Raw genomic sequence first — 22,617 nt, 5'->3', positions numbered from 1 at the left:
CTTAAATAGGTTATGATTGAGCGTTTTTTTAACCTTGTCTTACCGTTAATCCATAAGCGGAAGACTTTAATCCACAAGGAGAAATCATGAGACATTATGAAATTGTGTTTCTGGTACACCCTGATCAGAGCGAGCAAGTTCCAGCGATGATTGAGCGCTATGAGGGCATTATCAAGAAGCAGGAAGGCATTATTCATCGTAAGGAAGACTGGGGCCGAAGACAATTGGCATACACCATCAATGATGTTCATAAAGCCCACTACATTTTAATGAATATCGAGTGTAATCAAGCTGCACTAGACGAACTCAAAACTGCATTTAAGTTTAACGATGCCATATTAAGATATTTGGTAATCAAGCAAAAACATGCAGTTACCACCGAGTCTGTCATGATGAAAAAAGAAAAAGAAACACGTGCAGCCTAAGGGAGAATAATTTATGTCAGCCTATTTTCGTCGTAAAAAAATGAGTCGTTTTTCTGAAGATGTAAGCAATATTGATTATAAAGATATTGCCACGCTGAAGAACTACATTAGTGAAACCGGTAAAATTGTTCCCAGTCGCATTACTGGCGTGCAAACCCGCTTTCAACGGCAATTAGCTAAAGCAATAAAACACGCAAGATATATTGGTTTGTTGCCTTACTGCGATAGCCATAAATAATTAAAACTAAAATGATTCGGCTAAGTCGCTTAATACGTAATCAAGGGAAGTTTCTGCTAGAGAATTACTGGCATGCTTTGATAGCTGCAATCGCTCTTGCATTGCTTCCTTACACGGCTTGGTTATCCGTGGCTATAATAGCATTGATTACCTTAAGGCGCGGAGTGCGTGACGGCGGTTTTGTACTGATTGTTACCGTGCTTGCCTATTTTATTTCTTTAACTACGCTGTCTTATAAAAATGCTGCAATCAGTTCTTTGCTCACTTTTTTGCCTTGTTACCTGGGGGCTTGTGTCTTACGGTTAACGGCGAGCTGGCGCGCTGTTGCAGGTGCATTTTTTCTACAAGTATTTTTAGTGATGCTGCTTTTGCAAATCTGTGCACCAGATTTTATTCTGGCGCAATATCACTACATATACACAGCAATTAAGGAAATGCAAACAGAAAGCGTGCTTCTGGATTTCATTAATGATAACGACTTGAGTCCTTTGCTGCTTGCCAATTACTTATTAGGCGTGCAAGCTGTGGGGGTCTTGTTTTCAGCCGTTTTATCATTATTCCTGGCACGTTCTGTGCAATCTCAACTTTTTTATCCGGGTGGTTTTTCACAGGAAATATTAGGTTTTCGTGCGGAAAAAATAGGGCTTTTACTGCTGGCAGCCTTCTTATGGGCGGCCAGTCAGGGGAATGCTCTGGCTATGAATGTTTTGCCCGCATTGATTGTTTATTTTCTGGCTGCAGGGTTGAGTTTGGGATTTGCTTTGTTTGGCAGGAAACCAATAGGCGCTTTATTGCTAATTGTTCCTATTTTTTTGGTACCGTTGGTGATCGTGCCCGTGTTCGTTTTATTCGGATCATTGGATAGTTTGTTTAATGTCAGATTATATATATCAAATCAAGCAGATAAGAGAATATGAGAGGTTAGCGATGGAAGTAATTTTATTGGAGAAAGTTAGAAGTCTGGGTAATTTGGGCGATAAAGTTTCTGTAAAGCCCGGATATGGTAGAAATTACCTTATTCCCCAGAATAAGGCGGTATTTGCCACAGAAAAAAACATTGAAATGTTTAAAGAGCGCCGCGCTGAGTTGGAGAAAAAAGCCCAACAAGCTTTTGCCAATGCAGAGCAACGAGCTGCAAAATTAAACGATATCACTGTGGTAATTTCGGCTCAGGCAAGCGATGAAGGTAAGTTGTATGGTTCTGTAGGTGTGAATGAAATTAAAGACGCCTTAACAGAGCGATCCATTGAAGCCAGCAAACGTGAAATCGTTTTACCTGAAGGACCGCTGCATTCAGTAGGCGAATACGTTGTTGAAGTTCATTTGCACAGCGATGTCATTGCCAATTTAAAGATTGAAATTGTTGCTGCCAAGTAATAATGTATATGCCCGGTTATGCATTAAGCAGCAACCGGGTAATTTTTAGTAGACCTAGCGCTCCGGAACTCCACTGTAACGCAAAAGTTAACTGCAACTTTAGCATCCTTCATTGATGAAGGGGTAATATTACCTTAATCTAATTGTATCTTCCTTACTTTTTAACATACTCTATATACCAATTTCTACTATTTAGTAACTCCACATGGCAAAGGATTCTTTTTATAAATTAGAAACACTGGGTGGCGTTCTATTATTTGCAGCGGCCCTCATCGCAATAATAATAGCTAACTCTCCTTACCATCTAGCTTATAGCCATTTATTTGAGATTAAAGGAAGTATTGGAATTGGATCATTTCTTATAAAAAAACCGATGCTTCTATGGATTAATGATGGATTAATGGCTGTATATTTTCTGCTAATTGGGCTGGAAATAAAAAGAGAAATGCGCCGTGGTGTGTTAAGTCATAAAAAGAATTTGTTGGCTCCTATAATTGCTGCGCTTAGTGGCTTGCTCATTCCTGCATTAATATTTTACGGTTTTAATGCTCATAATCCGCTTTACCTAAAAGGCTGGGCTATCCCTACAGCAACTGATATTGCATTTACTCTAGGAATTTTGTCTTTATTAGGCTCTCGAACTCCGCTTTCTTTAAAAATTTTACTTACTGCCATTGCTATTTTCGATGATATAGCAGCGATTGTTATTATTGCTGTATTTTATACCCATCAATTATCCCTTACTGCTTGCATTTTTGCTTTATTATTTACCTTAATTTTAATTGGATTAAACTATTTTAAATGTCGACATCTTTCTTTATTCATGGTTGTGGGTGTGGTTCTATGGATTTCTGTTTTGAAATCAGGAGTCCATGCTACGCTTGCAGGTATAGTGATAGCCATGACTATACCTGATGAGGACAAAAACGGAATGCTGACACGCCTGGAGGAAGGTTTGCATCCCTGGATAGTGTTTTTAATTCTACCGGTATTTGCTTTTGCGAATGCAGGCGTCTCATTTATAGGGTTGCATGCCTCGATATTTGTCCATCCTATTGTTCTCGGTGTCGCTTTAGGATTATTTTTGGGCAAGCAAACGGGTATATTTTTATCATTAAGTTATTTTATGACGTTTAGAAAATTTCTTAAAACAGAACATATTACCTTACGACAAGTCTATGGCGTGTCTTTAATTTGTGGTGTTGGTTTTACTATGAGTTTGTTCATCGGTTCTTTAGCATACCAATACAATGATCTTAATTTGATGCCTATGGTAAAAATTGGAGTGGTTATTGGCTCATTGGCCTCGGGAATATTAGGGTTTTTAGTTTTAAAAAAAACGTTACACTAGTAGGCTAGATAACATCCTGGGTATCCTGACATTTTTAAGGGACAATAAATGCACTCAAAATTACTCAATTTTTTTTCAGAACTTCGTACCAGTTATTGGTATATTCCTTTACTCTTATCAATATTTTCCTTGCTTCTGTCCATGCTCACCTTACGACTTGATCGTCTATTTGTTTGGCATTGGCTAGAGTACATGGGTTGGTTTCATGCCAGCAACCCAGAGGGCGCCCGAGCTATATTATCTACTATAGCAAACTCAATGATTTCGGTAGCAGGTGTGAGTTTTTCAATGACCATAGTGGCTGTTGCCTTCGCAGGCAGTCAAGTGGGTCCCAGCTTACCACAAATTTTATGCGCGATAGAATCAATCAAATTACCTTAGGTATATTTATTGCCACATTCTTGTATTGTCTTTTTATTTTATTGGCATTATTTAATGCGAATAAAAATGGAATTATTGAGCTTAACGGAATATTTATTCCGCAAATATCTCTGCTAGTAGCAATTTTATTAAGCATAAGCAGCATCATTGTACTCATCTATTTTTTTCATCATATTCCCGAAAGTATTAATATGTCCAACGTTATAGCTCGAGTAGGAGGGGAATTAAATGAACAGTTAGAGTGTATATTTCCAGGTAATTTAGGAATAGAATGTTCAAATAAACAATGTTCTTTTAATCATCTTTATCCAAAAATTACCCCTATATTAGCAACTCAACAAGGATATATTCGTATAATAGATGGTAAGTCTTTGCTGAATATTGCGAAAAAGGAGGGTTTAATCATTCAGCTTGAGGTACGCTGCGGTGATTTTATAACCAATAATACACATCTACTTACTATTTACTCCAAAGAGCTAATTAATGACGCTATGCACAAGCAATGCCTTGATGTATTTGCGTTAGGAACGAAGCGCAATCCAGAACAAGACCCTCTTTTTCTAGTGGACGAGTTGGTTGAGATTATTGCGCGCGCTTTATCACCTGGCATTAACGACCCTTTTACCGCCATAACATGCATGGACTGGTTACAATCCAGTATACAAAAATTATCAGACATTAATCTGCCTTCCGCATATCGTTATGATACAGAGAATCAATTGCGCGTAATTGCTCAACCGATTGCATTTTCTGAGTTTTGTGAATTGATTTTTAGTCGCATCCAACCTTATGTTTGTAAAGACAGAAATGCTTCCATCCACATGATGAACATGCTAGGTGTCTTGCATGGAATCAGCAAGAATCAGGAGCATAAAAATAGAATAGCTTCTCATGCCAACTCCCTTAAAAATGCAGCTAGAGAATGCTTGTTAAAGGATGACGCTGAAAAAGTTATGAAGAATTACGAGAAACACTTTCAACCCAAATAACGTCATTTCTTATCAGTCATAAGGTTCTGTTTTTTCCTACAAGCTTTGAATAATCGATAGCTACGGCCATCTTCTAACTGGTCATGCATAAAACAAACAAATTGAGATATCCTTATCAAGCACCGCCTTTTGCGTCAGGGCACAAGTTCCGGAGCGCTAGGCAATAGTCCAGGCGTTTTAAATTCTTCAGCCCAACTGTGTTAAAAAGGTTCCAAGCGGATGACCGCATAGGCTGGCTCTTCATAGGGATGTACTTCAATTAATTTCTGTACGGCCAGATGAATTAATTCATCACTGCAAAGTATTTCTACTTTGTATTCGTTCACAAAATTAAGCTCTTGCTTTTTCCCGATTGCAGGGTTGGCGTCTTCCAGAGGGCGAAACTGTCCGCGTCCCAGAGATTGCCAGCAGGTTTGCTCGTAATTCCCCAATTTTCCTACACCAAGCTCAAATAATGCCTGTTTTACTTCTTCCAGGTTTGCTTCAGGTACGTAGAAAATTAATTGATAATTCATAAAACCTCAGGATTTCCATTTAATGTTACAGCCAATGCTGGGCTTTTGTTCCGCCGACACAGATTTACCCTCAATTAAGGCGTCCAAAGCTTTGCGTATTGAATGGCCATCGACCGCAACGCCATTTCCCGGGCGGGAATCATCCAACTGGCCACGATAAACCAAAGAAAGATCGGCATCGAATACAAAAAAATCCGGAGTGCAAGCAGCATGATAAGCTTTAGCAACTTCCTGCGTTTCATCAAATAGATAAGGGAAGGGATAACCTTGCTCTTTTGCAACTCTTTGCATATTTTCCGGTGAGTCATCCGGATAACTTTCCACGTCATTGGAATTAATAGCAATAAATTTCACCTGCTTGGGGATATAATCAAATGCTAATTTCGTCAATTGTTGGTTGACGTGTTTAACAAAAGGACAATGATTGCAAATGAACATGACGACAGTAGCAATATACTTTGAATCAACGTTTAAGTTGATTTTTTGACCGCTTGTGACATCCAATAAAGAAAAAAGCGGTGCTTGTGTTCCCAACGGTAACATAGAAGATTCTGTCCTGGCCATAACTCTCCCGATTTGATTAATGACAACAAACTAAAAAATAATCTTAAAGGCAGTACCAAAGGTAAATACCAAATTCAAAATAGCCCATAGAAGCGCGATGTGTCTACCTTGATAAACATTGTACATTGCAAATACGGCAATGCTTAGGCTGCCAAAGAAAAAAATCCAAGGATCGGCGTATGAAAAACCAATGGATAGCAAAGCGATTCCGGTAATGCCAATGAGTCTAAAAATACGCAATTCGCCACTTAATAAATAATAAACTAATAATTGCAGCGATAGCATGATGGGCAGACTAGCTTGCAGAACTGGCCCAATGCCAAGCAAGATAGCCCCGTGCCCGGCAAGAAGAATAAGCTCGAGGGCTATGTAATAGGTCAATTTAAAGTAAACTGCGGTAGTTAATAATAAACTTGCCCCTGCAACGTAATAAATCTGTGCGGCGGTAGGGGGTTGTTTAAAACCTAACAAGATAATCAGTGCACCAATGATACCTAAAAAAATAAAAAAAATTGGCTTGATTGTTTGCACACTCAAGTTACCAGCGGAGTAAAATTCCCTTGGCAGCGGCATCTTTAATCACCTGATTTTGTGGTTTGTTCGTTGAAACCCAGTAATTGCCCATATTGCTCAGGGCAAATTTAACGCGCGGATATTGGCATACTTCAAGAACATCGCTGCAGTTTACCAATGAGGTATTATTCGCATCCTGGTGCGCATAACATTTAAAGTGTAAATTTTGGACATCTGAGGCAAACGCAGACCAATTTTGTGCATCAATTTTACTTTGCAGCTTTGGACTCATGAACACATCCCGTATTTCATAACGCTCCAGTTCAATTTGCATGTTGGAGCGGTTTTGAATTAAGTAAAAGGTTTGATCTCCTTTTTCATTTAAGACAAGGTAATTCGTATTAAATCCAAAACCCGTGACTTCGCATCCATGCGGAAAGGTGGCAGCGAAACCAATATCATTAAATGAAAGCAATATTAAAAAAGAAACGAATATTTTATTTATGTTGTTGCCCATTTTAAGCCTCAAATCATGGAAAGGCGCTATTTTAATTAAAATTGGAAAAAGGAAAAAGCTTTACTTGCTTAATCTTAAAAGGAATCCAAAAGTTAATCCTTATGGGCAGCAATTTTTGCCATAATCATCGGTGAGTAAGTGCGGTAGCCGCTTAATATTAAATACATGGCAACATATCCCAGGGAAATCGTCAGCCATAAAGGGTGGCTATAGGGATATTGCCACAATAGAAGAATAGAACTTATGCCAAATAACAGTGAGCAAGTGTGCATAATTATTTTTAATGTTTTGGATTCGGTTAAATAATCCAAACGCGAAGGATAGACATATTTTATAGGTACGAAAATTAAAATGCTGAGAATGAGTAAGATCAGGGTGTTGGTGTACATATTAGTATTAAAAATAAACATGTAAAACACAACAAAATTCCAATAGCAGGGGAAGCCTTTAAAAAAGTGATCCGCAGTTTTTGCATCAGCCTGACAGAATTGATAGGAAGAAGTAATCGTGACTGCCAGAACGATCCAATAAGCATAGTTTTCGGGGAGCATCCCGGGTTTAACTAACAAGAAAAAAGCTGGAGTAATTACATAATTTAAATAATCTACAATATTATCTAAAAGTGCTCCGTCTATTTGCGGCAAAATTTCCTTAACACCTACAAGCCTGGCGAAAGTTCCGTCTACTGCATCAATAAAAACGGTAATAGCCATCAGGCATAAAGCGTCAATATATTCATGCTGAAAAATCTTATAGAGAGAGAGTAAGCCTATGAACGCTGCACTTGCTGTAAATACATGCACAGACCAGGCTATGAAATGCCAAAAGTAAGAATTTTTTTTCTTATTATTCATCAGTTATCCTACTGGGATGGTTGGTATTTTTTCAGTTCCGCAAGGCAGAATCAGGAAAATCAAGGAATAGTAACAACAATCAAAAGTCATGTGCAACAATTGCAAAGCCGGTTAACAATGTGCAGCAATTAATTTATGCTTTGATTTTTTATAAAAACCGGTTGGCTGCTGTAGTTTAATGCAAGTTATTCATTATAAGTTATCAGTTGTATAAAAATAAGGAATGCATGCTTTAAACAGCATGAAATATGCTGAGTTTATATCTAGCGTTTGCTCGGCAGCAAAATAAACTACACTTTTACCAGGCGACTAAAGGGAGTTACCATGCAAATTACGACGATGAACCCGGCAACTGAAAAACCATTGCAAAGCTATCCTTTGTTTACGGCGGATCAAGTGAACGCCTATATTGATGCTGCCCACCTTTGCTATCTCTCCTGGCGGAAAACAGATTTTGCACAGCGTAAGCAACGCATGCTGACTTTGGCTGAACTATTGCGGAAAAAGCAAGACAGTTATGCTGAATTAATGGCGAAAGAAATGGGCAAGCCCATAAGCGCAGGTAAGGCTGAGATGCAAAAATGTGCCTGGGTATGCGAGCATTTTGCCGAGCAAGCAGAATCCTACCTGGCTGCGCGTACTATTAAAACAGAGATGCAAAAAACAATAGTAAGCCATCAGCCTTTGGGTATTGTATTTGCCATCATGCCGTGGAATTTTCCATTTTGGCAGGTTTTTCGCTTTGCAGCGCCAACCATTATGGCAGGCAATGCGGCTATTTTAAAACATGCGCCGATTTCTACCGGTGCCGGAAACGCCATTGCAGATTTATTTTTGCAAGCGGGTTTTCCTGAGCATTTGTTTCAGCACTTTATATTAGACAATGACTTGGCCGCCAAAGTCATTGCTCACGAAAAAATCGTGGCAGTTACGTTAACAGGCAGCGAACAAGCGGGCGGTATCGTTGCGTCCAATGCTGGGAAACATTTAAAAAGAGTAGTCCTGGAACTTGGCGGCAATGATCCCTATCTGGTGCTCGCTGATGCAGATCTGGATTTGGCAGCGGAAAATATTGTACTTTCGCGTTTAAACAACAGTGGCCAAGTCTGTATTGCAGCAAAACGAACTATCGTCGTACACGAAGTATTCGATGCTATACTCGAAAAAATTTTGCAGCGCGTTAAAGGCTATCAAATGGGAGATCCACTGGATCCCTCTACCAATTTTGGTCCCATGGCACGCGAAGATTTGCGCAACACATTGCATCAGCAAGTGATGGAGAGCAAAGAAAAAGGTGCAAAGGTAATCGTTGGCGGTGAAATACCTCATTGCCAGGGGTTTTATTATCCCCCCACCGTGTTAACGGATGTGTGTCCGGGCATGCCGGCTTTTGACGATGAATTGTTCGGCCCTGTCATTGCTATTACCAAGGCTGAAGATGAGGCACATGCGATCCGCCTGGCCAATCAAAGCCGTTATGGGCTAGGAGCCGCTATCTTTACTCGTGACCTTAAACGCGGTGAGCGAATGGCCACTCATGAAATTGAGACGGGAAGCTGTTTTGTTAATGCTTATGTTGCTTCTGATCCTAGAGTTCCTTTCGGTGGCATTAAACGCTCTGGATATGGGCGAGAGTTATCGCAGGAGGGAATTTTGGAATTTGTTAATATTAAAACGGTTAGTATCAGGTGAAATTATTTAATAATCAACTTATCCTTATCTCGGCAAAGGAACAAGCCATGCGTTGTTATGCTGGTGATGACCTCCATAAAACCTATCCGGTATCTACGGGTAAAAATGGCTTGGGCGAACAAGAGGGCAGCGAGTGTACGCCACGCGGCTGGCACCAAATTCACAGCATTATCGGCTTGGACAATGCCGTAAACAGTGTATTCATTGCGCGTCGGTGGACAGGAGAAATATACACCCGAGAACTGGCGGCGCAATATCCGGGTCGAGATTGGATCTTGACCCGAATTTTGCAGCTGGATGGCTTGGAGCCTGGAAGAAATAAAGGAGGAAGCGTAGACAGTTTGCAACGATACATCTACATTCATGGCACTCCTGATATCACGCCTTTAGGTACACCAGGCTCCAGAGGCTGCATACGCATGAATAATGCCGATATTATCGAGTTATCCCTCTGGGTTAAAGTAGGTAGCGTAGTGTGTATTGAATAAAAAATATGCAAAAACCAGTAGAACCATTTCCGGCATTAATGCAAATAAACAAAATGCTCTTAAATATCGCAAAACCAGCTACAATGGGTATATAATTCGCCACAATGAATTACTATTATCATGCTAAACGGGGTGATGCATGTCTTATAAATTTGAAGAAGGTAAAGATTTAATCATCGACGCGGTCGTTAACAAGATAAAACAAAAAATGAGTAGCGATCAAGCCAAGTTGTGCGCTGAATTTATACGGCAGTTTTTTGGTACAGTGGCCTTGGAGGATTTACAAGATTGGACCATTGACGATCTGTACGGTGCTGCAATTAATTTCTGGCCCCTCATCCAACACCGTGCGCCCGGCGAAGTAAAAATTCGCATCTATAATCCTGATTTTGAGCGCCATGGTTGGCAGACTACTCACACTGTAGTGGAAATCGCTTGTGAAGACATGCCCTTTTTGGTGGATTCTATTCGTATGGTCGTCAACCGTATGGGATTGGCTTCTCATTTGATCATGCATCTTGGTGGTTTGCGTGTAAAACGGGCAGCAAATAATGAAATAACCGCTATTTTACCGCAAAATGGCGAAACTTCGGACGATGTTCAGTTTGATTCCACCATATTGATGGAGATTGATAGGCAGACCGATCCGAAAGTTTTGGATGAACTGCACCGAAATTTTGAGCGTGTCCTTGAGGATAATCGTCTTGTGGTTGAAGACTGGTTGCCTATGCGTAAAAAAGTGAAATCCATGATTGAAGAGCTGGATAGAGCTCCTAAAAATCTGGATCCTAACGAAGTAGAAGAAACGAAAGCTTTTTTGCATTGGATTGAAGATCACCATTTCACTTTCCTGGGCATACGGGATTATGAATTAATTCATAAAGATAAAGAAACTATCCTGCAAGCCATACCGGAAACAGGTTTAGGCGTATTAAGATCAGGCTTGAGCAAGTCCAGTGCGCGCAGCATTTCAGCGATGACGCCCGAAGCCCGCGAACTTACCTTATCGCCCCGAATTTTGGTAATGTCCAAAACCAATACCCTAGCCAGTGTACACCGGGATGCATACACCGATTATATTGGAGTTAAATACTTCAATCAAAAAGGTGAAGTAGTAGGTGAGCACCGAATTATCGGGTTATATACGTCTGCTGCATACAATACCAACCCGAAACATATTCCTTTTCTACGGCATAAAGTGGCCTTGATAATGAATAATTCTTCATTAAATCCACGCAGCCATGCGGGCAAAGTATTGTTAAATATTATTGAAACTTTGCCACGCGATGATTTAATCCAGGCAACTGATGAAGAATTATTGCAAATGGCCATGGGTATTTTCCACATGCAAGAGCGTCGCCGCATCCGCATGTTTGCAAGGGTGGATGTGTACCGTCGTTTTATTTCATGCTTGGTGTTTGTACCAAGAGACCGTTTCAATACAGAGCTTAGAGAAGCAATGCAGGAAATTCTCCGCGAAAGCTTCAATGCGCAGGAAATCACTTTTTCTACCCGGTTTTCCGAATCTATTCTGGCTCGTATTCATTTTATTATTCGTATCAATCCGCACGAAAGCAAAGACTTTGATTTCAAGGCGGTCGAGAAAAAATTAATCGAAGTGGGTCGCTCCTGGACTGATGATTTGCAGCAATACTTGTACGAAGCATTCGGAGAAGAAGAAGCCAACCATCTTTATGCACGTTACAAAGATGCTTTCCCGGCAGTTTACATGACGAATTTTTCAGCCCGGACTGCAGTTTTCGACATCAAGCACACTGAGCAATTGTCGGTGGATAATTCATTGGGGATGAATTTTTATCGTCCATTGGATGAGCTTTCGGGCAGCTTTAAATTAAAAATCTATCAGCATGACACCACCATCCCATTGTCTGATGTTTTACCCATTCTTGAAAATTTAGGAATGCGCGCCATTAGCGAGCGTCCGTATTTACTTAAATTTAACGATGGAAAAATTACCTGGATTAATGATTTTGCATTGCATTATACCCGCGACAGCGAATTCAATTTTGATGATATTCGCGATTTATTCCAAAATGCATTCACCAAGATTTGGTTCGGCGATGCAGAAAACGATGGCTTTAATCAATTGGTACTGGCGGCAGGGCTTGACTGGCGGCAAGTGACGGTATTGCGCACTTATGCTCGCTATTTCAAGCAGATAGGATTTACCTTCAGCCAGAATTACATTATTTCAGCCTTAAATAATAATGCATTGATTTCTAAAAAATTGGTGCGATTATTTGAATTGCATTTCAATCCAAAAACAATAAAAGACCGGGAAAAGAAAATACACGCGCTGGTCGCTGAAATTTTGTCGGATCTGGATGCTGTGGATAATTTGGACGAAGATAAAATTATTCGCCAGTATGTGCAGGCAATTACATCGACTCTGCGCACTAATTATTACCAGTTGGATAAAAAAGGCCAGCCTAAGAATTATGTATCTATCAAGTTAAACAGCAAGACCATTGCCGGGGTGCCTCGTCCTTATCCCATGTTCGAGATTTTTATTTATTCTCCAAAATTCGAAGGCGTGCATTTGCGTTGTGGAAAAGTGGCCCGTGGTGGAATTCGTTGGTCGGATCGGAGAGAAGATTTCCGCACAGAAATCCTTGGCTTGATGAAAGCGCAACAAGTTAAAAATGCTGTGATTGTGCCAAGTGGTGCTAAAGGCGGTTTTGTGGTTAAACAATTTCCGGTTAATGCCACACGCGAGGAAATATTGGCAGAAGGCATCAATTGTTATCGTTTGTTCATCCGCGGTTTGCTGGATATTACTGATAACTATAAAGATGGTCTCATCATCAAGCCAAATGATGTAATCACTTATGATGAGGATGATCCTTACCTGGTCGTAGCAGCAGACAAAGGTACCGCTACATTCTCTGATATTGCCAATGAAATTTCGGCAGAATATGGATTCTGGCTGGGAGATGCGTTTGCATCCGGCGGCTCTATTGGTTATGACCATAAAAAAATGGGCATCACGGCAAGAGGGGCCTGGGAATCCGTAAAACGTCATTTCTACGAAATGGGCGTAGACATTCAAACTACAGATTTTACTGTGGTTGGTATTGGCGACATGTCAGGCGATGTGTTTGGAAATGGGATGTTGTTATCCAAACACATTAAATTGGTTGCTGCGTTCAACCACATGCATGTCTTTATCGATCCAGACCCTGATCCTGCACTGAGTTTTGCAGAACGCCAGCGGTTATTTAATTTACCGCGTTCAACCTGGGCGGATTATGATAAAAAACTGATTTCGAAAGGTGGTGGCGTGTTTAACCGCAATGCCAAATCAATCGTCGTCAGCAAGGAAATGAAGCAATTATTTGGCATTAAACAAGCTGCCGTTGAGCCTAATGAGTTAATACGCATTGTGCTGCAAGCGGAAGTGGACCTATTGTGGAGCGCAGGCATCGGTACATTCGTGAAAGCATGCTCCGAACCCAATGCAGAAGTTGGCGATCGCACCAATGACGCAATCCGCATCAACGGCAAACAGCTTCGTTGCAAGGTCGTTGGGGAAGGCGGCAACCTTGGCCTTACCCAATTAGGGCGGATGGAGTATGCCCTGCATGGAGGATTGATTTATACCGACTTTATCGATAACTCGGCTGGGGTCAGTTGCTCCGATAAAGAAGTAAACATCAAAATTCTGCTTAATTCGGTCGTGGCTGCGGGCGATCTTACGACGAAGCAGCGTAACGAGCTACTGGGTGAAATGACGAATGAAGTTGCGCAGCTGGTGCTCCGGGAAAATTATTTACAAACACGTGCTATCAGTTTAATGGCAACCCAAGCTGCTCGCTCGCTCGGGTTGCACAGCCGTTATATCCATGAACTGGAGCGCACAGGTAAATTGGACAGGGCGCTTGAATTTTTACCGGATGAGAAGGCGCTTGTCGAGCGAAAAGCTGCTGGCAAAGGATTAACAAGTCCTGCCATTGCAGTCTTGTTCTGCTATAGCAAAATTGTGCTGAAAGAAGCTATTTTGGCTTCCGATGTGCCTGAAGATCCTTTCTTGAAGCAACTCTTGCTGCAGTCTTTTCCCAAACCGCTGCAAGAAAACTTTAGTAAGCAAATGCAGCAGCATCCATTGAAGCGAGAAATCATTGCCACAAAATTAAGCAATATTATTCTCAATGAAATGGGCTTTAATTTCGTCTACCGTCTACAGGATGAAACCGGGGCCCCAATTTCTGCTATTGTGCGTGCCTACATGATAGCCAGAAGCGTTATTAATATGAATGCCATCTGGACGGAGATTGAAGCACTGGATGGCCGCGTTGATGCGCAAAAGCAGACTGAAATGATGATGCTTTATGTAAGATTACTGCGTCGAATTTCGCGTTGGTTCTTGCGTAATCGCCGGATGAAATTGGATATCAGCAAGACCGTCAAATTGTATGCGCCAGGTTTTGAGGAAATAAAAGCCGCTCTGCCGAAAGTTCTCGGTGAGCAGGATCGTAAATTGTATGACGATACTTATCAGAAATATTTACAATGGGGCATTTCGGAATTTCTGGCTCATGAGTTAACCATAACCAAAGGCTTGTTTGCCGTAATGGATATTATTGAGGTAGCTCATCAGCTGGATACGAGCATCACCAGAGTGGCAGAAGTCTATTTCAATATTGGTTCTTTTCTGGATTTGGAATGGATACGTTTACAAGTAATTATTCATCCAACAGAAAATCACTGGGAAGTCTTATCCAGAGAAGCCTTGCGTGACGATTTGGATTGGCAACAACGTCAGTTAACAGCCAGTATCATTCAAGCAGATAATAAGAAAGATTCTGCAAAACTGATTCAATCCTGGTCTGAAAGTCATACGGCGCTTATCGAGAGATGGCATCAAGTTTTAGCTAATTTGCGTTCATCGGGCGGACTTAACTATACCATGTTTTTCGTTGCCATACGTGAATTGTTGGATTTGACGCAAACCACTATCCAAACGTCTGAGAAAAAGCCTCTGTTGGAAGAAGCCTAATCTTGTCTGTTTCCCGGATAACTGCGCGTTAGCGGTTATCCGGGCTTACATAGGCGTGTGGCAGGGTGCAACATTGTCTAGCGCTTGGGTTTGTCTATAACCATTAAAATGAGTAAGATAAGTTCTTTTGAGTGTGTCATTATAAGGAAGTAAACGTGCTTAAACATCGAAGTAAAATTTCTCAAGACTATAGCAATCCGGAAGAATATGTTCGGTATTCAACGGGTTCAAAGTGGCTGCATTGGTTAATTGCCAGTCTCGTAATTATCTTGCTCGCGGTTAGTTTTTTCCTGGAAGATGTGCCGGAGCAATACCAGCCTGTTGCTTATATGATCCACAAATCCTTGGGTCTAACAGTATTATTTTTAATGGTGCTTCGTTTATTTTGGATTTTGTATAAAGGTAAACCGCCATTGCCGCAAACGGTTCCTGCTTGGCAAAGACTACTGGCAAGGGGCGTGCAATACAGTTTTTATGTGTTTTTATTTGCAATGCCGCTAAGCGGCTGGATTATGTCGGTTGCTGCCGGCAGAACGCCGGTGTACTTTGGTTTATTTTCAGTGCCTTTGCCTATTTCGCCCGATAAAGAATTGGCCAAAACAATGAATGGCGTTCATGAAACCATTGCGTGGGTGTTGATAGCGTTAGTGATTTTGCACGTGGCAGGTGCATTGAAACACTATTTTATTGATCGGGATAAAGTAGTACAAAGCATGTTGCCCTAGCCAATGACAACTTTCGTTGCCCTGGCCTAGGGCATGCATTTTAAGAATTCTTGGAGATGCGGCTTATCTTTTTCTGCAGCAAGATAATTGCCTAGCCGCATTATTTCCTTATCATATTCTGGTTTGGTGATGCAGCCGCGCATGAGTTCGAAGCGCAGATAAACACAATACGTGTTGAGTACATCCGTTTCGCAATAATCGCGGATGCCTTGGATGTTTCCTGCCAAATATTCTTCCCAGACTTTCTCGCCACTCATTCCCATTTTCCCGGGAAAACCCAGCATAGTGGCAATTTCATCCAAAGGGGCGCTTGCTTTCATTTGGTAAGCGGATAAAACATCCATCAAATCCAGATGGCGATAATGATAGCGGTTCAAATAATTATTCCAGCGAAATTCCTGCTGGTTGTCGCCCGCCTCCCAATACGTGGATGCAGTTATGCCATGAAACAGAGCGCGATAATGCAGAACCGGCAGATCAAAACCGCAGCCATTCCAGCTGACCAGCGTAGGCGTGTGTTTATCAAGCCCATTGAAAAAACGTTGGATCAATTCCTGCTCATCAGCATGCACATCGCCTAATGACCAGACTTTTAACTGGGAAGAATTACAAAGCACCAATGAAATCGCAATAATTTTTTGCAAATAATGCGGTAAAAAATCATGGCCTACTTTCGCGCGGCGCAATGCAAATAATGCACGGGCGGCATCGCTATCGGCAAGATTCTCCAGCCCGTAGAGTTTACGGCCGCTTTCAAGATCAGGAATGGTTTCAATGTCAAATACTAAAATGGTCATAAAGGTATGAATATGAATTTTATCGCAGTAAAAATATCACACGCTTTTAAAGAATAGTAGGAAAGTTTTCTAAGATAGCGGCCTTATTTGCTGTTGCCATTTAGTTCGTTACCATGTTAAAAATGCTGTTCACGCGTTGCAAGGAGCAATCGATGTCAGCTTCCATGGGAAAGAAGTTTCGGGATTTAGTCAATACGCAGCCACCCGTGCAAATTTTAGGGGCAATCAATGCTTATGCTGCGATGTTGGCTGAAACAGCCGGGGCGAGGGCGCTCTATCTTTCCGGTGCAGGAGTGGCAAATGCCTCTTATGGTTTGCCGGATTTAGGCATGACCGGACTTGCAGAAATACTTGAAGATGCAGGGCGCATCATTCAAGCTTGTTCGCTTCCCCTCCTCGTTGATATCGATACTGGATTCGGGCATGTATTTAATATCGCGCGCACGATTAAAATGATGGAACACGCCGGAGTGGCTGCCGTTCATATCGAAGATCAAGTGACCGCCAAACGTTGCGGCCATCGCCCCAATAAATCCATAGTGTCCATGCATGAAATGGGCGATAGAATCAAAGCAGCGGTCGATGCCCGTTTGGATGAAAATTTTGTCATCATGGCTCGGACTGACGCTTACGCAAATGAAGGTTTGCAAGCGGCCATAGAACGTGCACAATTTTATACAGAACTTGGTGCGGACATGATTTTTGCGGAGGCATTACCGAGTCTGGACGATTATCGTGAGTTCACCACGCAGGTGAAAGTTCCCATCCTTGCGAATATCACCGAATTTGGTAAAACCCCAATGTTTACAAAAGAAGAATTAAAAAATGCCGGCGTAAAGTTAATTTTGTACCCATTGAGTGCTTTCCGAGCCATGTCGTTTGCGGCATTAAACGTCTATCAAACTATTCTGGGGCAAGGGACGCAACAAGCCGTATTGAATTCAATGCAAACGCGTAATGATCTCTATCAAGTGTTAAAGTACAATGATTTTGAAAAAAAATTGGATGAGTATAAGGGAGAGCAGGATGGCAAATAAATCAGCAGGGTTGGAAGGTGTGATTGCAGGTCAATCTGCCATAGCTACTGTAGGGCAAGCAGGAGCTGGATTAAATTATCGTGGCTATTCCATTGAAGATTTGGCCGAAAATGCAACTTTTGAAGAAGTGGCTTATTTATTAATTTATGGGCAGTTACCCACCCGCACCGAATTGGCTACTTATGTGAATAAGTTAATCAGTCTGCGTTCTTTGCCTGAGCATTTAAAATCTGTTTTGAAACTGGTTCCAAAACAGACGCATCCCATGGATGTTTTACGCACCGGCTGTTCCATGCTGGGGACCCTGGAACCTGAAAAGGATTTTTCCGAGCAGTATGATATAGCTGATCGTTTATTGGCTATATTTCCAGGTATGTTGTGCTATTGGTATAACTATCATCAATTCGGTAAGGAGATAAGCGGGGAAAGTGATGAAGAAAGTGTCGGTGGGCATTTTTTAGCTTTGTTGCATGGAAAAAATCCGCCTAGCTTGCATCGCGATATGATGAATGTTTCATTAATCTTATATGCCGAGCACGAATTCAATGCCTCCACCTTTGCCGCACGCGTAACTGCGGCTACCCTATCCGATTTTTATTCAGCCATCACCAGTGCCATCGGTGCATTAAGAGGGCCGTTGCATGGTGGGGCCAATGAAGCCGCGATGGAGCTTATTGAGCGCTTTAAAAGCCCTGATGAAGCCGAGCAGCAGTTAATGGTGATGCTCGCCAATAAAGCTAAAATCATGGGGTTTGGGCACCGTGTTTATAAAGACTGCGACCCTCGTTCCGATATCATCAAGGAATGGGCAAGAAAATTGGCTAAATCCCAAGAAGAAATATTGCTGTTTAAAATTTCTGAACGTATTGAAGCAGTTATGCGACGTGAGAAAGATTTATTCCCGAACCTTGATTTTTATAGTGCTTCCGCTTATCACTTTTGCGGGATCCCAACCTGCCTGTTTACACCCATTTTTGTCATGTCAAGGATTACGGGGTGGTCAGCACACGTATTTGAACAACGAGCAGATAATCGCCTGATCCGGCCAACTTCAGAGTACACCGGGCCGGAAGCGCGTCCTTATATTGCCATCGATGCGAGGTAAAATTGATGCACACATTTGTAGAAGATAATATCAAACCGAATTACGACCAAGTAATGAATGACATTGCCGATTATGTGCTGCATACCCCGATTAAAAGTCACGAAGCATTTGAAACAGCACGTCTTTGTTTAATGGATTCATTAGGCTGCGGCATATTGGCCCTAAGTTTCAAGGAATGTACCAAGCTGTTAGGCCCTGTTGTACCGGGCGCATTCTTGGCGAATGGTGCGCGGGTGCCGGGAACGGATTACGAATTGGATCCGGTACAAGCTGCGTTTAATATCGGCACCATCATTCGCTGGCTTGATTTTAATGATACCTGGCTTGCAGCTGAATGGGGACACCCATCGGATAATCTGGGAGCCATCCTTGCTGTTGCCGACTACGTCAGCCGACAAAATTTAAAAAAAGGAAAACCTTCCTTGCTTATGCAAGACGTGCTGACTGCCATGATTAAGGCACATGAAATCCAGGGATGCCTGGCATTGGAAAACAGTTTTAATCGCGTGGGGCTTGATCATGTTTTCCTGGTCAAAACAGCCAGTGCCGCCGTTGCAGCTGCTTTGCTGGGTGGCGATAAAGACATGATACAGCGCACGCTCTCGCAGGTTTTTGTGGATGGTCAAAGCTTAAGGACTTATCGGCATGCCCCAAATGCAGGCTCGCGTAAATCCTGGGCCGCGGGAGATGCTACCGCTCGTGCTGTACGATTGGCTCTTATTAGTCAAACGGGTGAAATGGGTTATCCTAGCGCATTAACCGCCCCCAAATGGGGCTTTTACGATGTGCTATTTGCAGGAAAGCCGTTTCAATTTCAGCGGCCCTATGCGAGCTATGTGATGGAGCACGTCCTTTTCAAGCTTTCCTACCCTGCAGAATTTCATGCACAAACTGCAGTGGAATGTGCGGCAGCCTTACATCCTTTACTGAAAAACCGTTTGCAAGACATTGCCCGCATCGAATTAGTTACGCATGAGTCGGCTATTCGTATTATTAGCAAACAAGGGCCGCTCCATAATCCTGCAGACAGGGATCATTGTTTGCAATACATGGTCGCTGTGGCTCTTTTACATGGCGATCTGCGTGCCGAACACTACGAGGATGAAACCGCTTCTGATCCACGCATTGATCTATTGCGCGAAAAAATGACTGTATCCGAGAACAAGCAGTTTTCCAGCGATTATCATGATCCAGAAAAGCGTTCGATTGCCAACAGCATGAAAATTGTATTTAACGATGGCAGTGAGAGTGAATTGGTAACCGTGGAATATCCCATCGGGCATAGAAGGCGCCGGGAAGAAGGGATACCTGTCCTCTTGTCTAAGTTTAAACATAATGTAAGTACTCATTTTTCTGCGGCTCAAGTGGAAAAAATCATGCAAGCCATGAGCGACACCAATTCCTTGGCAGCAATGTCTGTGGTGGATTTTATGGCTATGTGGGCTTTTGCCAAGTAGAATATTTTAGCCCGGTTATTGCTGTTGCTCTAACTGGGCCTTATCTTTTCGCCAGGCATGCTGTTATTCTCAAATTTTTCGTTTAATGCCCGCCGTCGCCATGATTTTTGTGGTAATTTCTTCAATTGAATAACGGGTGGAATTGATAAAAGGAATATTTTCTTGTTTGTACATGGCTTCTACCTCAGCAATTTCACGGCGGCATTGCTCTGTGGAGGCATATTGGCTGTTGGGCCTGCGTTCCGTACGAATATGCTGCAGACGTTGCGGATCAATCGTTAAGCCAAATAATTTATGTTTATAGGGTCTTAACACATCCGGCAGGCGAAAGTCAGCCAACTCTTCTTCGGCAAAAGGATAGTTTGCAGCCAGTATACCGAATTGCAGCGCCATGTATAAACAACTTGGAGTTTTACCACAGCGGGATACTCCAATTAAAACGATATCAGCCTTGTCATAATCTTTAATTTTTATGCCATCGTCATGAGCCAGGGTATAATTTACCGCTTCAATGCGCTGGTTATAGGATTGCGTATCACTCACTCCATGCGTGCGTCCCACCGTATAAGAAGATTTGGTATTCAATTCCTGCTCCAGAGGTGCAAGAAAAGTATTAAACAAATCATATATACTGGCTTTGGAGTTTTTTATATGGGCACTGATTTCCGGGTTGACCAATGTCAAGAAGACAATGGGCTTTATACCGGTTTCCTCATAGCAATGGTTAATTTTATTTATTACCGCTTCTGCTTTTTCAATAGAGTCAACATAAGGAATGGTTTGTTTTTCAAATTGTATTTGCTCAAATTGGGTTAACAAACTGTTGCCTAAAGATTCTGCAGTGATCCCGGTGCCGTCTGACACCATAAAAATGTATCGTTTCATTTCCATTCTCGTTAAGCCTGACATGGCAATTATAGGTCTTATCTGCTATGTTGTTTAAAATCAAGTGGTTGGAGGAAATCCTTATGGAAAAAGATCGCTACCAGCAAAGTCATGGATGGTATATTACTGGCATGATATCGCTTATTTTAAGTCTTGTCTTGTTTGCATTTTGTTTTTATCTCTTGCCGTTCTTGTTGTTTGGATTTGTTTATGATGTACCCGAGTTTATTTTGTACCTGCGGGAATTTTTTGAGGATAAATACCAAATTACTACACGCGCTGCGGGCTTGATCGTTTTTTTTATTTTTTTCTTACTGGCGGCCCTGGCAGCCTTTGCAGCTTATTTAGCTTCCAATCGCATTGAAAATCGTATTTTTAATATAAAGCAGGAAGGCGAGGAAGGCCCGTCGCGAATACGTCAAGAAGCCAAGGAAACGGCAAGCATTTTATCAAAGATTATAATTGTTGTTATACTTATATTTATTGGGGCGATTTTGCTGCAATGGTTAATTTATGTACCTGCAGCTACCCCAATTGATTAAGGAGCGGTGATGCTTTTTTTAACAAAATTTCAAATTAAACGTTTGATAAAAAAAATAAGAGTCTTGCAACAAAGCCGGTTGCACAATCAACCTACAGATGAAGCTTTGCAAAAAGAAGTTTCTCTATATCATACTCTGGCTGCGTTATATGAGTCATTGCAGGGTAAGAAGAAATATCCTTTTGCACGTGAACAAGCTCTGGAATGCTACCGTGCCGCCACCACAATAAATGATCCTGTCGCCCAATATATTTTGGGAAAAAACCTTTTAGAAGAGGCTAAACTGCGCGAACAACTCCAAAAAGAAGAAGTGTTTGCAAGCACCAGCAATGAAAGGCGCATGAAGCAGCTATACGAGGAAGCCCTTGCTTATTTAACAGCAGCTGAGAAGTTGCAACATATACAAGCAAAGCGTTTACATGGTTTATGTTACATCAACGGTTGGGGTGTTGAGCCTGATAAGAAAAAAGGGTTTGATTTAATTGTGGCCAGTATTGATCAGGAAAACAGTTGGGATAAAGTGCCGCAAATATTTGCATCCATGGGATTAAATAAGCCTGAGTTTTTCTCAGCACTGGCGCAGCATCGCAAATCTTAACTTTTGTGAGCTCGCGTCGTTTAGACTCTCGGCCGCGATATTTATATTGTCGCGGCTTTGACCCAGGATGGTTGCTTTATGCCATATTAACCTCCACAATGAATAATTCTCCATGCGATTATCCAGCCGATAATAAGGATTACCTGCTCACAAAATGATCTAGGTGGTATGAAGTCATTCTGGGATAGCCCACCTTTATGCTTTTACACGAGCTTCTTAGAGCTTGTCGAATACTTGAAATAAAACAGCTTTTATTTAGGTTCTGTCGACATTGATGATTGTGTATAATCTGCGATAGAAATGACAAGGTGGTTTTATGCTTACAGATGATGAATGGAAGAGGATTAAAGATTGCTTACCAGGTAAGTTGGGGGATCCTGGTCGGAGGGGATCAGACAACCGGCTTTTTGTAGAAGGTATAATGTGGATAGCTCGGAATGGTGCAAAATGGAGGTCATTGCCTGAGAAATATGGTAAGTGGTCTACAGTTCATAAACGATTTATACGTTGGTCCAAGAAAGGAATCTGGCAAATGATATTTAATACATTGG

Annotated in this window: 22 protein-coding genes and 1 pseudogene; 16 read left to right on the top strand and 7 right to left on the bottom strand. The window is 41.7% G+C overall.

From position 1 onward, the window contains the following. Window positions 1–86 precede the first annotated feature (86 nt). From rpsF to ELY11_RS09355, 6 genes and pseudogenes are all read left to right on the top strand, one after another. Window positions 87–425: a 30S ribosomal protein S6 gene (rpsF, locus tag ELY11_RS09385; protein WP_126954877.1), complete on the top strand. Its 339-nt coding sequence runs from the start codon at window positions 87–89 to the stop codon at window positions 423–425. A 13-nt stretch (window positions 426–438) separates the two neighbouring features. Further along, window positions 439–663: a 30S ribosomal protein S18 gene (rpsR, locus tag ELY11_RS09380; RefSeq protein WP_126954876.1), complete on the top strand. Its 225-nt coding sequence runs from the start codon at window positions 439–441 to the stop codon at window positions 661–663. 128 nt (window positions 664–791) lie between these two features. Then, entirely contained in the window at window positions 792–1,580 is a 789-nt protein-coding gene (locus tag ELY11_RS09375; protein WP_126954875.1) for a hypothetical protein, read from the top strand. Between the two features lie 10 nt (window positions 1,581–1,590). Continuing rightward, on the top strand, window positions 1,591–2,040 hold the full coding sequence (gene rplI, locus ELY11_RS09370; protein ID WP_126954874.1) for a 50S ribosomal protein L9: 450 nt from the start codon (window positions 1,591–1,593) through the stop codon (window positions 2,038–2,040). A 205-nt stretch (window positions 2,041–2,245) separates the two neighbouring features. Then, window positions 2,246–3,391 (top strand): Na+/H+ antiporter NhaA, encoded by a 1,146-nt coding sequence (nhaA, locus tag ELY11_RS09365; protein ID WP_126954873.1) that lies wholly within the window; start codon window positions 2,246–2,248, stop codon window positions 3,389–3,391. Between the two features lie 48 nt (window positions 3,392–3,439). Continuing rightward, a pseudogene (locus ELY11_RS09355) lies at window positions 3,440–4,761 on the top strand (DUF2254 domain-containing protein). Between the two features lie 200 nt (window positions 4,762–4,961). Here the strand turns inward: ELY11_RS09355 and ELY11_RS09350 are convergent. The 5 genes from ELY11_RS09350 to pcsA form a co-directional block, all read right to left on the bottom strand. Then, window positions 4,962–5,276 (bottom strand): P-II family nitrogen regulator, encoded by a 315-nt coding sequence (locus ELY11_RS09350; RefSeq protein ID WP_126954871.1) that lies wholly within the window; start codon window positions 5,274–5,276, stop codon window positions 4,962–4,964. 6 nt (window positions 5,277–5,282) lie between these two features. Continuing rightward, window positions 5,283–5,840, bottom strand: a complete 558-nt coding sequence (locus ELY11_RS09345; protein WP_126954870.1) for a thioredoxin family protein — start codon at window positions 5,838–5,840, stop codon at window positions 5,283–5,285. 30 nt (window positions 5,841–5,870) lie between these two features. Next, window positions 5,871–6,413 (bottom strand): hypothetical protein, encoded by a 543-nt coding sequence (locus ELY11_RS09340; RefSeq protein WP_233579790.1) that lies wholly within the window; start codon window positions 6,411–6,413, stop codon window positions 5,871–5,873. Further along, the gene (locus ELY11_RS09335) at window positions 6,379–6,870 is read right to left on the bottom strand and encodes an enhanced entry protein EnhB (protein ID WP_126954869.1); all 492 of its coding nucleotides are present in this window, start codon (window positions 6,868–6,870) and stop codon (window positions 6,379–6,381) included. Before ELY11_RS09335 ends, ELY11_RS09340 begins: the two co-directional genes overlap by 35 nt. A 92-nt stretch (window positions 6,871–6,962) precedes the next feature. Then, the gene (pcsA, locus tag ELY11_RS09330; RefSeq protein ID WP_126954868.1) at window positions 6,963–7,724 is read right to left on the bottom strand and encodes a phosphatidylcholine synthase; all 762 of its coding nucleotides are present in this window, start codon (window positions 7,722–7,724) and stop codon (window positions 6,963–6,965) included. Between the two features lie 324 nt (window positions 7,725–8,048). Between pcsA and ELY11_RS09325 the strand changes: the two genes are divergently transcribed. From ELY11_RS09325 to ELY11_RS09310, 4 genes are all read left to right on the top strand, one after another. Beyond that, complete coding sequence (locus tag ELY11_RS09325) at window positions 8,049–9,416, top strand: NAD-dependent succinate-semialdehyde dehydrogenase (protein WP_127033233.1); 1,368 nt, start codon at window positions 8,049–8,051, stop codon at window positions 9,414–9,416. Then, on the top strand, window positions 9,413–9,904 hold the full coding sequence (locus ELY11_RS09320) for a L,D-transpeptidase (protein ID WP_267900238.1): 492 nt from the start codon (window positions 9,413–9,415) through the stop codon (window positions 9,902–9,904). The genes ELY11_RS09325 and ELY11_RS09320 overlap by 4 nt, the downstream gene beginning before the upstream one ends. Window positions 9,905–10,043: 139 nt before the next feature. Further along, window positions 10,044–14,921 carry an NAD-glutamate dehydrogenase gene (locus ELY11_RS09315; RefSeq protein WP_126954865.1) on the top strand — a complete coding sequence of 1,626 codons (4,878 nt, stop codon included), beginning with the start codon at window positions 10,044–10,046 and terminating at the stop codon, window positions 14,919–14,921. A 155-nt stretch (window positions 14,922–15,076) separates the two neighbouring features. Beyond that, the gene (locus ELY11_RS09310; protein ID WP_233579789.1) at window positions 15,077–15,646 is read left to right on the top strand and encodes a cytochrome b; all 570 of its coding nucleotides are present in this window, start codon (window positions 15,077–15,079) and stop codon (window positions 15,644–15,646) included. A 26-nt stretch (window positions 15,647–15,672) separates the two neighbouring features. Here the strand turns inward: ELY11_RS09310 and ELY11_RS09305 are convergent, their stop codons facing one another. Continuing rightward, on the bottom strand, window positions 15,673–16,443 hold the full coding sequence (locus tag ELY11_RS09305; protein WP_126954864.1) for a 3'-5' exonuclease: 771 nt from the start codon (window positions 16,441–16,443) through the stop codon (window positions 15,673–15,675). A 152-nt stretch (window positions 16,444–16,595) separates the two neighbouring features. Here ELY11_RS09305 and prpB point away from each other — a divergent pair, with 152 nt between their 5' ends. From prpB to ELY11_RS09290, 3 genes are read left to right on the top strand one after another with little or no spacing between them, the layout of a single operon-like run. Next, a complete protein-coding gene (gene prpB / locus ELY11_RS09300; RefSeq protein ID WP_127033231.1) occupies window positions 16,596–17,480 on the top strand; it encodes a methylisocitrate lyase in 885 nt (294 codons plus the stop codon). Beyond that, the gene (prpC, locus tag ELY11_RS09295; RefSeq protein WP_127033229.1) at window positions 17,470–18,585 is read left to right on the top strand and encodes a bifunctional 2-methylcitrate synthase/citrate synthase; all 1,116 of its coding nucleotides are present in this window, start codon (window positions 17,470–17,472) and stop codon (window positions 18,583–18,585) included. The genes prpB and prpC overlap by 11 nt, the downstream gene beginning before the upstream one ends. Before the next feature lie 5 nt (window positions 18,586–18,590). Then, window positions 18,591–20,042 carry a bifunctional 2-methylcitrate dehydratase/aconitate hydratase gene (locus tag ELY11_RS09290; protein WP_127033227.1) on the top strand — a complete coding sequence of 484 codons (1,452 nt, stop codon included), beginning with the start codon at window positions 18,591–18,593 and terminating at the stop codon, window positions 20,040–20,042. 69 nt (window positions 20,043–20,111) lie between these two features. Here ELY11_RS09290 and ppsR read toward each other — a convergent pair whose 3' ends face one another. Continuing rightward, the gene (gene ppsR, locus ELY11_RS09285; RefSeq protein ID WP_126954860.1) at window positions 20,112–20,927 is read right to left on the bottom strand and encodes a posphoenolpyruvate synthetase regulatory kinase/phosphorylase PpsR; all 816 of its coding nucleotides are present in this window, start codon (window positions 20,925–20,927) and stop codon (window positions 20,112–20,114) included. A gap of 83 nt (window positions 20,928–21,010) precedes the next feature. On the opposite strand from ppsR, the gene ELY11_RS09280 reads away from it, so the two are divergent. From ELY11_RS09280 to ELY11_RS09270, 3 genes are all read left to right on the top strand, one after another. Beyond that, on the top strand, window positions 21,011–21,469 hold the full coding sequence (locus ELY11_RS09280; protein ID WP_127033225.1) for a hypothetical protein: 459 nt from the start codon (window positions 21,011–21,013) through the stop codon (window positions 21,467–21,469). A 9-nt stretch (window positions 21,470–21,478) separates the two neighbouring features. After that, entirely contained in the window at window positions 21,479–22,066 is a 588-nt protein-coding gene (locus tag ELY11_RS09275) for an SEL1-like repeat protein (protein ID WP_126954858.1), read from the top strand. Window positions 22,067–22,382: 316 nt separating this feature from the next. Continuing rightward, a partial coding sequence (locus ELY11_RS09270; protein ID WP_148110525.1) for a transposase occupies window positions 22,383–22,617 on the top strand: 235 nt, incomplete at its 3' end.

The organism is Legionella septentrionalis (assembly GCF_003989745.1).
GTDB lineage: Bacteria > Pseudomonadota > Gammaproteobacteria > Legionellales > Legionellaceae > Legionella_A > Legionella_A septentrionalis.
This window is presented reverse-complemented; position numbering and strand designations above follow the sequence as displayed.

Excerpts from the sequence above, each read along its gene's own strand:
- ELY11_RS09335 (WP_126954869.1), bottom strand. The coding sequence starts at position 6,870 with ATGGGCAACAACATAAATAAAATATTCGTTTCTTTTTTAATATTGCTT.
- nhaA (WP_126954873.1), top strand. The coding sequence starts at position 2,246 with ATGGCAAAGGATTCTTTTTATAAATTAGAAACACTGGGTGGCGTTCTA.
- ELY11_RS09290 (WP_127033227.1), top strand. The coding sequence starts at position 18,591 with ATGCACACATTTGTAGAAGATAATATCAAACCGAATTACGACCAAGTA.
- prpB (WP_127033231.1), top strand. The coding sequence starts at position 16,596 with ATGTCAGCTTCCATGGGAAAGAAGTTTCGGGATTTAGTCAATACGCAG.
- ELY11_RS09345 (WP_126954870.1), bottom strand. The coding sequence starts at position 5,840 with ATGGCCAGGACAGAATCTTCTATGTTACCGTTGGGAACACAAGCACCG.
- ELY11_RS09350 (WP_126954871.1), bottom strand. The coding sequence starts at position 5,276 with ATGAATTATCAATTAATTTTCTACGTACCTGAAGCAAACCTGGAAGAA.
- ELY11_RS09305 (WP_126954864.1), bottom strand. The coding sequence starts at position 16,443 with ATGACCATTTTAGTATTTGACATTGAAACCATTCCTGATCTTGAAAGC.
- ELY11_RS09280 (WP_127033225.1), top strand. The coding sequence starts at position 21,011 with ATGGAAAAAGATCGCTACCAGCAAAGTCATGGATGGTATATTACTGGC.
- ELY11_RS09340 (WP_233579790.1), bottom strand. The coding sequence starts at position 6,413 with ATGCCGCTGCCAAGGGAATTTTACTCCGCTGGTAACTTGAGTGTGCAA.
- ELY11_RS09315 (WP_126954865.1), top strand. The coding sequence starts at position 10,044 with ATGTCTTATAAATTTGAAGAAGGTAAAGATTTAATCATCGACGCGGTC.
- ELY11_RS09325 (WP_127033233.1), top strand. The coding sequence starts at position 8,049 with ATGCAAATTACGACGATGAACCCGGCAACTGAAAAACCATTGCAAAGC.
- ppsR (WP_126954860.1), bottom strand. The coding sequence starts at position 20,927 with ATGAAACGATACATTTTTATGGTGTCAGACGGCACCGGGATCACTGCA.
- pcsA (WP_126954868.1), bottom strand. The coding sequence starts at position 7,724 with ATGAATAATAAGAAAAAAAATTCTTACTTTTGGCATTTCATAGCCTGG.
- ELY11_RS09275 (WP_126954858.1), top strand. The coding sequence starts at position 21,479 with ATGCTTTTTTTAACAAAATTTCAAATTAAACGTTTGATAAAAAAAATA.
- rplI (WP_126954874.1), top strand. The coding sequence starts at position 1,591 with ATGGAAGTAATTTTATTGGAGAAAGTTAGAAGTCTGGGTAATTTGGGC.
- rpsF (WP_126954877.1), top strand. The coding sequence starts at position 87 with ATGAGACATTATGAAATTGTGTTTCTGGTACACCCTGATCAGAGCGAG.
- rpsR (WP_126954876.1), top strand. The coding sequence starts at position 439 with ATGTCAGCCTATTTTCGTCGTAAAAAAATGAGTCGTTTTTCTGAAGAT.
- prpC (WP_127033229.1), top strand. The coding sequence starts at position 17,470 with ATGGCAAATAAATCAGCAGGGTTGGAAGGTGTGATTGCAGGTCAATCT.